This is a genomic window from Acinetobacter sp. ANC 3903 (assembly GCF_002135315.1).
GTDB lineage: Bacteria > Pseudomonadota > Gammaproteobacteria > Pseudomonadales > Moraxellaceae > Acinetobacter.
Genome location: NZ_NEGA01000011.1, coordinates 45,354 through 58,192, shown reverse-complemented (window position 1 = coordinate 58,192; position 12,839 = coordinate 45,354). Strand labels below are relative to the sequence as shown.

The following is a 12,839-nucleotide window of genomic DNA, read 5'->3' as shown; positions in this document are numbered from 1 at the left end:
AACCTCTACTAAATTCACAATGCTTATATAAAAAATATCTGTTATTTAATTGGGAATATTTTGCATTTTCGGCAATTATCCCTCATATTGTGACTATGAGTTGAGTAACAAGAATTTAGGAATAAATAACGTATGTATGTTCCAACAATTGATAACGCTTTAGTACCAGTGGTGGTAGAACAGTCTTCTCGTGGTGAGCGTTCTTTCGATATTTTTTCACGTCTTTTGCGTGAACGCGTTATCTTTTTGACCGGTGAAGTTGAAGACAACATGGCAAATTTAATTGTTGCGCAAATGTTGTTTTTAGAAGCAGAGAACCCAGATAAAGATATACATCTCTATATTAATTCACCAGGTGGTTCAGTGACTGCGGGTATGGCGATTTATGACACCATGCAGTTTATTAAACCGGACGTAGTGACTTATTGTATGGGACAGGCAGCATCGATGGGTGCTTTCCTGCTGAATGCAGGTGCTAAGGGTAAACGTTATTGCTTGGAAAATGCACGTGTGATGATTCACCAGCCGCTTGGTGGCTTCCGTGGTCAAGCATCAGATATTGAAATTCATGCACGTGAAATTCTATTCATTAAAGAACGTTTAAACCGTTTAATGGCAGAGCATAGTGGTCAAGACTATGAAACTGTTGCCAGAGATACTGACCGTGACAACTTTATGACAGCACAGGCTGCTAAAGAATACGGTCTCGTGGATGAAGTACTTACTAAACGTCCATAATTTTCAGATTTTTATATTGGAGTGAATATGTCCGATCATCCTCAAGGACAAAAGCATTGTTCATTTTGCGGTAAAACGCAGTCTGAAGTCGGGAAACTGATTGCAGGTGAGGACGCTTACATCTGTAATGAGTGTGTGGACGTATGCCTAGATTTAGTCCAAACCAGCCAGCAAGTTGAATCTGGTGATTGGGCAAGTAAGCCTTTGCCAAAGCCACACGAAATTCGTGCTGCACTTGATCAATATGTGATTGGTCAGGATGTGGCTAAGAAAACGCTTTCAGTTGCGGTATATAACCATTACAAACGTCTAAAAGTCACTCATTCAGGCCATAAGCCTGATGATGCTGTTGAACTCGCAAAAAGTAATATTCTTTTGGTAGGGCCAACAGGTTCAGGTAAAACTTTACTGGCACAAACTTTGGCGCGTTTGTTAGATGTTCCATTTGCCATGGCAGACGCCACTACACTGACCGAAGCCGGTTATGTAGGGGAAGATGTTGAAAACATTGTACAGAAGCTTTTGCAAAAAGCCGACTATGATGTAGAGAAAGCGCAAAAGGGTATTATCTATATCGACGAGATCGACAAGATTACCCGCAAGTCTGAAAACCCGTCGATTACCCGTGATGTATCGGGTGAAGGTGTTCAGCAAGCTTTACTGAAAATGATTGAAGGTACGGTTGCTTCAATTCCACCTCAAGGTGGCCGTAAGCATCCGCAGCAAGAGTTCATTCAAATTGATACCTCAAATATCCTGTTTATCTGTGGCGGTGCTTTCTCTGGTCTAGAGAAAATCGTGCAACAGCGTCAGGAAAAAGGCGGTATTGGTTTCACGGCAGAAGTGAAGAACAAAGATGATACTCAAAAATTATCTGATTTGTTCCGTCAAGTTGAGGCGACCGACCTGGTGAAATTTGGTTTGATTCCAGAATTTATTGGTCGTTTACCGGTCATTGCAACTTTGGATGAACTGGATGAAGAAGCCTTGATGCAGATTCTGACTGAACCTAAAAATGCCTTAACCCGTCAATATCAATATTTATTTGATATGGAAAACGTTGATCTGGTATTTGAAGATTCAGCACTGCGTGCCGTTGCCAAAAAAGCATTGGAGCGTAATACGGGTGCGCGTGGCCTACGTTCAATTCTGGAAAACTCGTTACTTGAAACCATGTATGATTTACCAAGCCGTAGCGATATCGGGACGGTAATTGTGAGTGATGCAGTGATTTCTGGTGAAGCCAAACCGGTATTAAAAGCAGAGCGTCAGCCCAAATCAGAGACTGAAAATGTCTCTAAAGTAGATTTAAAAGTTGTAAACTCTAAATCTGCTTAATTTGCTACTCGTCAGAAACGTGCGGAAAACTGGTGTTTTCGCACGTTTTTTATTTCCAAAAATAAAACGCAATGTTAATCTCAATGATTAGGCGTGGACGCCTAAATAAGATCAACTAACTCAGATCAATATCGCAATCAATAAGCGAAGAATGAATTTTCAATTGAGTACAAAAATAAAAAATACGCGGTGAGGGAAAATCATGCGTGGAGTCTGTATTGCAGTCTGTGCAAGCTTTATTTTATTGGGATGTCATGGCAAATCTGCTATGGAGCATACTCAAGCTACATCAACCTTAAAACCTGTAGATACCGAACATGAACCAGGTATGCTGGAACAATATCGTTTTGGCATGTTTACCATTGGTGCTTGGGTCAATCAAAAATTAGGGCAGCGCTTTCAACCGGTACAGGCGCAAAATGATCAGGCAGCCATAGTGTATCTATATCGTCCTGACAGCAAATGGAACCGTCAGGAAATTGTGGCATCCAGTTTATTTATTAATAGTGAGCGTATCCCAAGCTTATTAAATAATCACTATTATTGGGTTGAACTACCTGTCGGGACCTATCGTATATCTACCAGCCGTCCTTTGGGTGTGCAGCATTTCCAAAAGCCAAAATATCTGGATTTTACTGTGCAGGCAGGACAGTCTTATTTCATTAAGTATGATGAAGAAAACTTAACTACCCGTCGCGAAGTTTCTGGGCCTTTAATCTTGGTACCGGAAAAAACCGGCTTAAATGAAATTGCCTATACTCAACTGAAGTCCGAAAGTTATAACTTTGTTGCTCTAGATCAAAATACCGGGAAGCAGCGCAAGAAAGCACAAAAACTGAAACCTGCAAAATATGATCCAGCGGAAGATGTGCAGCTGACCCAGCCATTTAAGATTTGGAATCCACTGACGTGGTAATCGTCTTCATATAAAAAAAGCACCCATTAAGGGTGCTTTTTTTAGCTTGGAATCTTAGTTCGCAGCAGCATCAACTACTGGAATTTTACCAATTTTTGCTTGCCAGATTTTAGGTGCAGTTGCGTGAATAGATGTACCATTCACGTCAACCGCTACAGATACAGGCATATCTTCAACTTTGAATTTGTAGATTGCTTCCATACCCAAGTCAGCAAAAGCGACAACTTCAGCTTCACGAACAGCTTTAGATACCAGGTAAGCAGCACCACCCACAGCCATCAGGTAAGTTGCTTTGTTGTCTTTGATTGCTTCAACCGCAGCTGGACCACGATCAGCTTTACCAATCATGCCGTACAGGCCAGTTGCTTCAAGCACTTGACGAGTAAATTTGTCCATACGTGTTGCAGTCGTCGGACCAGCAGGGCCAACCACTTCGTCGCCTACTGGATCGACAGGGCCAACATAGTAAATGAACTTACCTTTAAGGTCTACAGGAAGTTCTTCACCGTTATTCAGCATGTCAACCATACGTTTGTGCGCAGCGTCACGACCGGTATAGATGGTACCGTTAAGAAGAAGGGTATCACCTGGTTTCCAAGAGTTCATTTCTTCTTGAGTAATGTTGTCCAGGTCAACACGTTTAGAAGATGAAGAATCCCAAGTTACAGCAGGGTAGTCATCAAGTTTAGGTGCTTGAATATGAGCTACACCAGTACCGTCTAACTGGAAGTGTGCGTGACGAGTTGCAGCACAGTTCGGAATCATACCGACCGGTTTACCCGCAGCATGGCATGGGTAATCTTTGATTTTAATATCAAGAACAGTGGTTAAGCCGCCAAGACCTTGCGCACCAATACCCAAAGCATTTACTTTTTCGAAGATTTCAATACGAAGTTCTTCCATCTGGCTTTGTGGGCCACGACGAAGCAATTCGTCCATGTTGATCTCTTCCATCAATGCTTCTTTGGCAAGCATCATGGCTTTTTCAGCAGTACCACCAATACCGATACCCAGCATACCAGGAGGACACCAGCCTGCACCCATGGTCGGAACAGTTTTAAGTACCCAGTCCACGATTGAATCAGATGGGTTCAACATGGCAAGTTTAGATTTGTTTTCTGAACCGCCACCTTTAGCAGCAACAGTAATGTCGACTTTGTTACCCGGTACGAGCTTGTAGTGAATTACCGCAGGGGTGTTGTCTTTGGTATTTTTACGGCCAAAAGCAGGATCCGCTAAAACAGATGCACGAAGTACGTTAGAGCTTTCCAGGTAACCTTGACGTACACCTTCATTGATTGCATCGTCCAGGCTCATGGTTAAATCAAATTTAACGTCTAAACCCACTTCAAGAAATACGTTCACAATACCCGTATCTTGACAGATAGGACGGTGACCTTCTGCACACATACGAGAGTTAATTAAGATTTGTGCAATAGCATCTTTTGCGGCTTTGTTCTCTTCACGATCATAGGCACGGCTCATCGCTTGGATGAAGTCTTGTGGATGATAGTAAGAAATGAACTGAAGCGCATCTTTTACCGATGTGATCAAGTCATCTTGCTTGATAATAGTTGTCATATCAAATATCTCTTGAGCGGGCTGTTAGCTAGCGGGCTAAATTATAAGATAAAAAGCAGGTTTTGTGGGTATTTTGAATGCTTTTTGGCCGAAAGTTTAATGGTAAATTTCAGCTCAAATGAATGGTCGTTTTTTGAGTGATTTCTGTCATAAAGATGACAAAGGGCAATCATCATTTTAGGTGAATATGACACTTAAAATATTAATTGATTTGCTTTAAATTTTCTCAAAATAAAAACATTCTAAATCTTCAAATCTTCAAATCTTCAAATCTTCAAATCTTCAAATCTTCAAATCTTCAAATCTTCAAATCCACATATAAATCTGCCTATACTATTGAAAGGCACATTTAGAAAAAACCGCTCATGAAAGATCAATCTGAGTTTGCGAAAAATATTATTAAAATTTATAAAAAACATGCACGTACATGGACGGAATTACGCGGTCAGTTTCTGTATGAAAAAGCCTGGCTCAATCATTTTCTTTCACTGATGCCTGAACATGCTCAAATACTGGATTTAGGCTGTGGCTCGGGAAAACCGGTTGCGGCGTATTTGATTGAACAAGGGCATACCGTAGTAGGGGTGGATTGTTCCGAGGTCATGATTGAAATGGCAACACACAACTTTCCTGAACAGCACTGGATTCAGGCAGACATGCGTCAGCTGGATTTAGGAGAAAAGTTTCAGGGTATTTTAGCGTGGGACAGTTTTTTTCATTTGACTCAAGATGATCAGCGCAAGATGTTTGCTCAGTTTTCTAAGTTGGCTGAAAAAGGTGCAGTTTTGATGTTCACCAGTGGGCCACGTCATGGAGAGGCTCTTGGAGATCTGTTTGGTGATGTACTGTATCATGCCAGTTTGTCGCAAGATGAATATCGCCAATTATTGAAAGATCACGGTTTTGAAGTGGTAAAAATGGTCGCGGAAGATCAGGACTGTGCCGGACATACGGTGTGGTTGGCGCAAAAGTTTTGATTTAAGTCATGCTTTGTAAAATATCGGTGAATAGATAAGTTAAATTTTAAAATATCAAAAAAAACCACCCAATTTTTCAATCAGATGGTTTGGAAAACTTAAATTTACGAATTAATTATTGAGCCGCTTGTTGCTCTGACTGAATGGCAGTCAGTGCAATCGTGAACACGATGTCATCGACCAATGCACCACGTGACAAGTCATTCACAGGTTTGTTCAGGCCTTGTAACATTGGACCAACACTCACCACATTGGCAGAACGTTGTACTGCTTTATAGGTGGTGTTACCTGTGTTCAAGTCAGGGAAAATAAATACATTCGCGCGACCTGCAACTGGTGAGCCTGGTGCTTTAGACTGACCGACGCTTTCAACCGAAGCTGCGTCATATTGCAATGGACCATCAATCAGTAAGTCTGGACGGCGTTGCTTGGCAATTTCAGTTGCTTTGGCCACTTTTTCTACATCTGCCCCTGCACCCGAAGTCCCTGTTGAATAAGAAATCATCGCAATACGTGGGTCGATACCAAAAGCTTTGGCTGAATCGGCAGACTGAATGGCAATTTCAGCCAGTTGTTCTGCATCCGGATCCGGATTGATGGCACAGTCGCCATACACATAGACTTCATCTGGTAGCAGCATAAAGAATACTGAAGATACCAGTGAGTAATCCGGTGCAGTCTTAATCAGCTGGAATGCAGGGCGGACTGTGTTTGCTGTGGTGTGTACCGCACCAGACACCAAGCCATCGACCTGACCAAGTGCCAGCATCATGGTGCCGAGTACCACGGTGTCTTGCAGCTGTTCACGCGCTTGTAACTCGTTGAGTTTACCTTTACGTAAATCAACCATTTTTTCGACATAATTCTCGCGAATCAGGTCTGGGTCAAGAATTTCTAAATTATGCGGTAATTCAATTCCACGTGCTTTTGCTACTTCAACCACAGCTTCAGGTTTTGCCAGCAGAATACAGTGGGCAATTCCACGAGATTGGCAGATTGCTGCGGCCTGAATGGTACGTGGTTCATCCCCTTCAGGAAGAACAATGCGCTTTTTCGCTGCAATTGATTTTTGTACCAGTTCATGACGGAATGCAGAAGGCGATAAACGTGGTTTATGTGCATCGCTGATTAACTGCGTTAACCAGTCTGCATTGATGTGGCTGGCCACGAAACGGGTCACCTGCTCAGCACGCTCGGTATCATCTACCGGAATTTCATTGCTTAAATTCAGCAATTGTTGTGCTGTGTCAAAAGTGCTCAATTTGGTGTGTAAAATGGGCAAGCCATTTTTGATTGCTGTTTGACAGAATTCTAAAGCTTGAGTGCTTGGTGCCAGATGTTCAGTTAAAACCAAGCCTGCCAGTGGAATGCCATTACTGCTTGCCAAGCTACTCGCAAGCAAGACATCAACACGATCAGAACCGCTAATGATGAGTTCACCTGCCACGAATTTATGCATTTCGTGTTCAATATTCGATGCAATTAAGCTGCTGTGTAATACACGGCGTTGTGCTGCTTCACCTTGGTTAATCCATTCTGCAGAAATATGCACAGCCAAGTCAGACATGCGTGGCACACTTAAAGTGTTGCTGAATGGAACTAAGCCAATGACTGGCATACAGTCTTTACCAATCATTGGGTGTGTGGTTTGAATCGCACTCACAAATCGGTTGGTATCGCTAATTAAACGCAGGTTTGGATCAAGCGTAACAGGAATTTGTGCAGAATCTTCCGGCAAGCCTTTGGTACGCATAAACAATACGCCAGCAGTACGCTCGCAAGTCGCACCACCAAAGAAACGTAACTGGTTATCAACTTTTGACGCGGTTTTTGCTGCGTTGTTAATGTCGGCATTGCTGACAATAATCACTTTGGCATCAAGCGCTTTTGCCAGAGTGGCATTGAGTTCTGTCGCAAAAGGATCGCGTCCGTTTGGTAGCACACCTTCTACAATAATGACATCATGATGTTTGGAAATTTCACGGTGTAAACGTACTGCATCTTCAAGTAGCTCGTCATTTTCATCATTTTTTAAACGTTCAGTCACCGCCGCATAGGAAATTGGCTCAACGGTTTCATGCTTGAACAGGTGACGATACAGTGCAGTGGTGCGGTCTGCTTCTGGCTGTAATTCTTGAGAGAAAGGCTTTAGAAAACCTGCTTTTACGCCTTGACATTCCAGTGCATAAATTAAACCAAGACATGCAGACGTTAAGCCAACACCAATTTCTGTGGGAACCAAAAGTATTGTTTTCATAATTTTTTCTAAATCGTAAAGGGATTTATTGAAAGCATACGTAGACTACGATTGCTTAAGCAATCGTAGACTCACATTCAGGCTTTTTTGCAGCTGACTGATTCACCTCGCCTTGTACAACATGTGCTGTTTCTTTGGCGATACGGCCTTCTTCATCGGTTGGAATGACCCAGATTTGAGGGCCTGTGCCGGCATCAATACGACCTTCTGTACCGCGTTTCAAATTATCGTTTTGTTCTTTGCTTAAGTTGAAACCGAAGTGAGGTAAGTAAGCCATAGTCTTTTCACGGATATAAGCCGAGTTTTCGCCAATACCGCCGGTAAAGAACAGGCCATCCAGACGTGGCAAGCCACAGCTTAACGCAGCCAGAGATTTAGCTAAACGGTAGCAGAATACTTCAATGGCCAGGGTTACATCTTCATTGCCTTGTTCTGATGCTTCAATCAATGTACGCATGTCGTTTGAAAGATTGTCTGATAAACCGAGCAAACCGCTTTCTTTGTTGAGCATCTTGTCAATTTTATAGACATCCCAGCCCAGGTTAGCAGCCAAGAAGCTATGCAAACTTGGATCGACATCACCACTACGGGTACCCATCACAATGCCTTCAAGCGGGGTTAAGCCCATTGAAGTATCTACACTTTGACCATTCCAGATCGCACAGGTCGAGCTACCATTGCCTAAATGTGCAGTTAACCAGCCGCCTTGTTTTAAGCTGCCTGCCAATTCTGAACCGCGTTCAGACACGTAAGCATGGCTGGTACCGTGGAAGCCATAACGACGCACGTTATGCTCTGTATATAAGAATTTTGGTACGGCATAACGGTAAGCATGTGCTGGCATGGTTTGGTGGAATGCTGTATCGAATACTGCCACTTGTGGAAGTTCCGGGAACAAACGCATGGTCGCGTCAATTCCTACAAGGTGAGCAGGGTTGTGAAGCGGTGCAAGTGGCGTCGCTTCACGAATACGATCAATGATTTCTGGTGTTAATAACTCAGCTTTGGTCAATGTGCCACCATGTACGACACGGTGCCCAATCGCTTGAGGATTATAATGAGAAAGACGTTCTAAAATGGTTTCCAAAGCCTTTTCATGATCGGCATGTGGAATAGACAGTTCGAGTGGCGCGCCACCAACAGTGACACCCTTAATGCGTGCTTCAGCAGAACCTAAATTTTCTGCTAAACCAAAAATACGATCTTCACTACGTTCTGAAACAAGTGCATATTTAATAGAAGATGAGCCGCAGTTAATAACTAATACTGATGTAGACACGTTTTAATACCCGAATTTTAATTGAAATAAGTCGTCCCTAAAGTGATCTTTATGCAGTACATTTCAATGCAATTCAGATCAGTCTGCATGTTGTATCATGTGTTGATTTTCTGTCCTAGATAGACTTTAGGAGATTAGACTTAAGCACTATCGACCAGTGAAATAATAATAAATAGAATTTATTGGTTGATGGTTTTCATTTATTAATGAAATAGTACTCAAGCATAAACGCTCCTTCCTGTACGCCTTTAACCCTAGCATAAGAAACCAATTTTGAGCAGGGCATAAGCGTTGTTTTAATATTTACTTTTGATACTTTATTTCTGACCAGCGTACAATCACATAAGCCAGCAATGCCACCATAAAAAAAACCAGCATCATCCAGGCAAGTCCTTGTAAGGTTTCAATAATAGTCCGGTAAATTTCCAGCACCCAGCGTTCCTGAGTTAATTCGATCACAATTTTTTTTTCATTATCGCTATAGGTCAGCGGAGTAATGTATTTTTCCATATCGTAAATACGGATACCGGAAGATGTTCCGACCACCATACCGGCAAACTTGGTGTATTTGGCCCAGGCACTATGAATGGGATCGTTAATAATTCGGGCAAGAATTTGATTAATGGAATTGGAAAAAATTTTCATTACGGTAAAAGAAACCAGTAATGCCAATATAAATGTACAAATGATTAAATAATAAAACATCGTCTTTTCCCTTTTATCGTTGTTTTTATGATGTTACAACATTTTTCGGAGGGAGATGAAGGTTGTGTTCAGCCCCAATTTTGAAGCTGAACAACGCATATTTTTTAACTACACAGCAGCGCTGATTTATTGGCGAATTTGACCATCACCAAACACGACCCATTTTTGTGAGGTCAAACCTTCCAGTCCAACCGGACCACGGGCATGAATTTTATCGGTAGAAATGCCGATTTCTGCACCCAGACCATACTCAAAGCCGTCGGCAAAACGGGTAGAGGCATTGATCATCACTGAACTTGAATCTACACGTGCCAAGAACTGACGCGCAAGGCTAAAGTTTTCGGTAATGATGGCATCAGTATGGTGTGAGCCATATTTGTTAATATGCTCAATGGCTTCATCAATCCCGCTGACCACTTTAACCGCCAAAATTGGACCTAGATATTCGGTATACCAGTCTTCTTCACTGGCCGGTTTTACAGTTGAACCGAGAATGCGCTGTGTTTCACGGCAGCCGCGCAGTTCTACCTGTTTTTCTGCATACAGTTCAGCAATGCTTGGCAAGAATTCTTCAGCGACTTTCTCATCCACCAGCAAGGTTTCCATGGCATTACATACGCCATAACGATGGGTCTTGGCATTCAGTGCAATCGGTAAGGCTTTTTGCAAGTCAGCTTGTGCTTCCACAAAGACATGGCAATTACCATCTAAATGCTTAATCACTGGAATACGGGCTTCGTTGCTCACACGTTCAATCAGGCTTTTGCCTCCACGTGGAACAATCACATCCACATATTCAGACATGGTAATCAGGTGTCCGACTGCGGCACGGTCCGTCGTGTTAATCACTTGCACCGAAGTTTCTGGTAAACCTGAAGTCTTTAAACCATGCTGAATCGCTTCGGCAATGGCTTTGTTGGACTCCAGTGCCTCAGAACCACCACGCAAAATAATGGCATTGCCAGACTTGAGTGCTAGAGAAGCCGCTTCCAGTGTGACATTGGGACGTGATTCGTAAATCATGCCGACTACACCTAAAGGAACCCGCATTTTCCCTAGCTGAATGCCTGAAGGTCGGTAAGCAAGGTCGGTAATTTCTCCAATCGGGTCGACCAGATTCATCACATCTTTTAAGCCATGCAGCATGCCTTTAAAGCGGCTGGGGGTAAGTTCTAAACGATCAAGCAATGCACTGTCCAAATTGTTGTTACGACCATTGGTCATATCGATTTGGTTGGCCGCCAGAATTGCAGCTTCACTGTCTTGTAATGCAGTGTAAATTGCAGATAAGGCATTGTTTTTGGTTTGGGTAGAAGCGCTTGTCAACACGCGAGAAGCCTGGCGTGCCTGTTGTCCTACCGTTTGCATATATTGTTCAATTGAATCTTGCATAGCGGTTTGATCACTTAGAAATTACACTTTGATAGTAACAGTCTGGAACCCGACAATGAAGCATCTGACCCGAAAAAAGTCCCTGAAACTTTCAGGCTGTTAATATTTTGAAATCCTTTTCTGGGTAAATTTAGATAAGTGGTCATGGAATCAGTTGCTTGAGTGTTCATCCTCTGTATATTATGAAAAGATATAAGGACAGTGACGTCCGATAATTACAGCGAAGAATGGAAGCAGTGTGGCGCAGAAATTCTAAATTTATTTTCTTGCAAAATAACAATAAGGCAAGAATGGAGGAAGGGATATGAATTCCATGATCCAAATGGACTCGGAAGTAGAAGAATCAAACGCAGATTTTAGTTTTTTTGATCTTTACCATAGGAACATTTTTAAAGAACCGGCACGAACGACATGGATTAACGGTTGGAAAATTGAGTATATGGCAATTGCTCAACCTGAAACTATCCACAACACGCCAGTTGTCATTGTGGGTGGGGCATTTCAAAATTTTAATTCTTATAAATATTGCGTTGAACAGCTGCTGAGTGCAGGACCAATTATCTTGATTGATTTGCCTTCCATGGGGGCCAATCAGCAAATTGCCAATCGTGATACCGGTGTTTCTGCGGGAACTCTAGAATTGCCGGACTTGGCACGTATGCTCGGTGAATGGCTGGATGTAGAAAAACTTCCCAAAGTTTCGGTCATGGGGATGTCTCTAGGCTCGGTGGTGGCTTCAGGTTTGGCACATCAACGCCCTGAACTGATTGACCGAATGATTTTGATGGGCGTGATGCAAAAAACACGTAAAAGCTGGCGCATGCTGCTGGAAGAATCTTTACATTTAATGAATGAACAGCGCATGGATGAGTTTGGTCAGGCGGTGATTCTGTATCTGGTCAATCATGCCAAAATTGATCAAACCCGCATGTCACCGACAGCAAAGCGTCTGTTCTTCAGACAGATGGCTGAATTTACGGCAACTGAGCAAGATCGTTATGAAATCAACTGTAGCCGATTATTGCGTTTAACTGATGTACCTATTCCGCAATGTAAAGTACTGGTTGCATGTGGGCAATATGACAGTTTTACCTTGCCACATGAAAATGCCAATTTTGCCTTGCAATGTCCAGATATGGAATTCGCCATGATTGCCAATGCTGATCATGTGCCGCAATTACAGCGTCGTAAAGAAACCATGAGTCTGTTTGCTACCTTCTTGCAGGGTCTGCCTATTCAAAATGTAGAAGGGATTATCCCGATGACACGTGCTCAGTTACTGACTCTAGAGCGCCGTGGCGAAGAGCGTATTGCTGTACAAAAACCGATGACCATATTAACTCATCGTCATTCACCGTTAAAACTGCCTACTCATATAGTGGATCTAAATTTCTTTGGCGTTTTGCTTGAGTTTGCCGAAGGCTTAACAGAAAAAGCTGCACAATATCCACGTGATTTGGCTCTACACCTGGAAGATGAAGAAGGTCAATTTAAAATTGAATGCTTAATTTTTGAAGTCAATTCAACACGAGTTCGTGCCTTATTCAAGCATGGCAGTTTTGATGTGGCAGAGCGTTTATTGCGTTATGTACAACGACAAAAAGAAGTGATGACAGTATTGGAATCGGTCAGTTAATGTGGAGCCAGATCAAAAAA

At 42.5% G+C, this 12,839-nt stretch carries 10 protein-coding genes; 5 read left to right on the top strand and 5 right to left on the bottom strand.

The window, feature by feature from the left end; all coding sequences use genetic code 11:
- Positions 1–132 precede the first annotated feature (132 nt).
- The 3 genes from clpP (at position 133) to B9T29_RS10100 (ending at position 2,992) form a co-directional block, all read left to right on the top strand.
- Positions 133–738, top strand: coding sequence for an ATP-dependent Clp endopeptidase proteolytic subunit ClpP (gene clpP / locus B9T29_RS10110; RefSeq protein WP_086175809.1), 606 nt, complete (start codon positions 133–135; stop codon positions 736–738).
- A gap of 27 nt (positions 739–765) precedes the next feature.
- Positions 766–2,076, top strand: coding sequence for an ATP-dependent protease ATP-binding subunit ClpX (gene clpX, locus B9T29_RS10105; RefSeq protein WP_086175808.1), 1,311 nt, complete (start codon positions 766–768; stop codon positions 2,074–2,076).
- Between the two features lie 202 nt (positions 2,077–2,278).
- Complete coding sequence (locus tag B9T29_RS10100) at positions 2,279–2,992, top strand: DUF2846 domain-containing protein (protein WP_086175807.1); 714 nt, start codon at positions 2,279–2,281, stop codon at positions 2,990–2,992.
- A gap of 54 nt (positions 2,993–3,046) precedes the next feature.
- Here the strand turns inward: B9T29_RS10100 and B9T29_RS10095 are convergent, their stop codons facing one another.
- A complete protein-coding gene (locus B9T29_RS10095; protein WP_086175806.1) occupies positions 3,047–4,573 on the bottom strand; it encodes a fumarate hydratase in 1,527 nt (508 codons plus the stop codon).
- A gap of 365 nt (positions 4,574–4,938) precedes the next feature.
- Between B9T29_RS10095 and B9T29_RS10090 the strand changes: the two genes are divergently transcribed.
- On the top strand, positions 4,939–5,550 hold the full coding sequence (locus tag B9T29_RS10090) for a class I SAM-dependent methyltransferase (RefSeq protein WP_086175805.1): 612 nt from the start codon (positions 4,939–4,941) through the stop codon (positions 5,548–5,550).
- 115 nt (positions 5,551–5,665) lie between these two features.
- Here the strand turns inward: B9T29_RS10090 and pta are convergent, their stop codons facing one another.
- The 4 genes from pta to B9T29_RS10070 all read right to left on the bottom strand — a co-directional run bounded on the left by pta (position 5,666) and on the right by B9T29_RS10070 (position 11,183).
- Positions 5,666–7,807 (bottom strand): phosphate acetyltransferase, encoded by a 2,142-nt coding sequence (pta, locus tag B9T29_RS10085; RefSeq protein WP_086175804.1) that lies wholly within the window; start codon positions 7,805–7,807, stop codon positions 5,666–5,668.
- 55 nt (positions 7,808–7,862) lie between these two features.
- Entirely contained in the window at positions 7,863–9,086 is a 1,224-nt protein-coding gene (locus B9T29_RS10080) for an acetate/propionate family kinase (protein ID WP_086175803.1), read from the bottom strand.
- Positions 9,087–9,389: 303 nt separating this feature from the next.
- Positions 9,390–9,791, bottom strand: coding sequence for a hypothetical protein (locus B9T29_RS10075; protein WP_086175802.1), 402 nt, complete (start codon positions 9,789–9,791; stop codon positions 9,390–9,392).
- A 126-nt stretch (positions 9,792–9,917) separates the two neighbouring features.
- Positions 9,918–11,183, bottom strand: a complete 1,266-nt coding sequence (locus B9T29_RS10070; RefSeq protein ID WP_086175801.1) for a glutamate-5-semialdehyde dehydrogenase — start codon at positions 11,181–11,183, stop codon at positions 9,918–9,920.
- A gap of 304 nt (positions 11,184–11,487) precedes the next feature.
- On the opposite strand from B9T29_RS10070, the gene B9T29_RS10065 reads away from it, so the two are divergent.
- Positions 11,488–12,819 (top strand): alpha/beta fold hydrolase, encoded by a 1,332-nt coding sequence (locus B9T29_RS10065; RefSeq protein ID WP_086175800.1) that lies wholly within the window; start codon positions 11,488–11,490, stop codon positions 12,817–12,819.
- The last annotated feature ends 20 nt before the right edge of the window (positions 12,820–12,839 follow it).

Coding starts and splice junctions, on each gene's coding strand:
- pta (WP_086175804.1), bottom strand. CDS start 7,807: ATGAAAACAATACTTTTGGTTCCCACAGAAATTGGTGTTGGCTTAACG.
- clpX (WP_086175808.1), top strand. CDS start 766: ATGTCCGATCATCCTCAAGGACAAAAGCATTGTTCATTTTGCGGTAAA.
- B9T29_RS10090 (WP_086175805.1), top strand. CDS start 4,939: ATGAAAGATCAATCTGAGTTTGCGAAAAATATTATTAAAATTTATAAA.
- B9T29_RS10100 (WP_086175807.1), top strand. CDS start 2,279: ATGCGTGGAGTCTGTATTGCAGTCTGTGCAAGCTTTATTTTATTGGGA.
- B9T29_RS10065 (WP_086175800.1), top strand. CDS start 11,488: ATGAATTCCATGATCCAAATGGACTCGGAAGTAGAAGAATCAAACGCA.
- clpP (WP_086175809.1), top strand. CDS start 133: ATGTATGTTCCAACAATTGATAACGCTTTAGTACCAGTGGTGGTAGAA.
- B9T29_RS10095 (WP_086175806.1), bottom strand. CDS start 4,573: ATGACAACTATTATCAAGCAAGATGACTTGATCACATCGGTAAAAGAT.
- B9T29_RS10075 (WP_086175802.1), bottom strand. CDS start 9,791: ATGTTTTATTATTTAATCATTTGTACATTTATATTGGCATTACTGGTT.
- B9T29_RS10070 (WP_086175801.1), bottom strand. CDS start 11,183: ATGCAAGATTCAATTGAACAATATATGCAAACGGTAGGACAACAGGCA.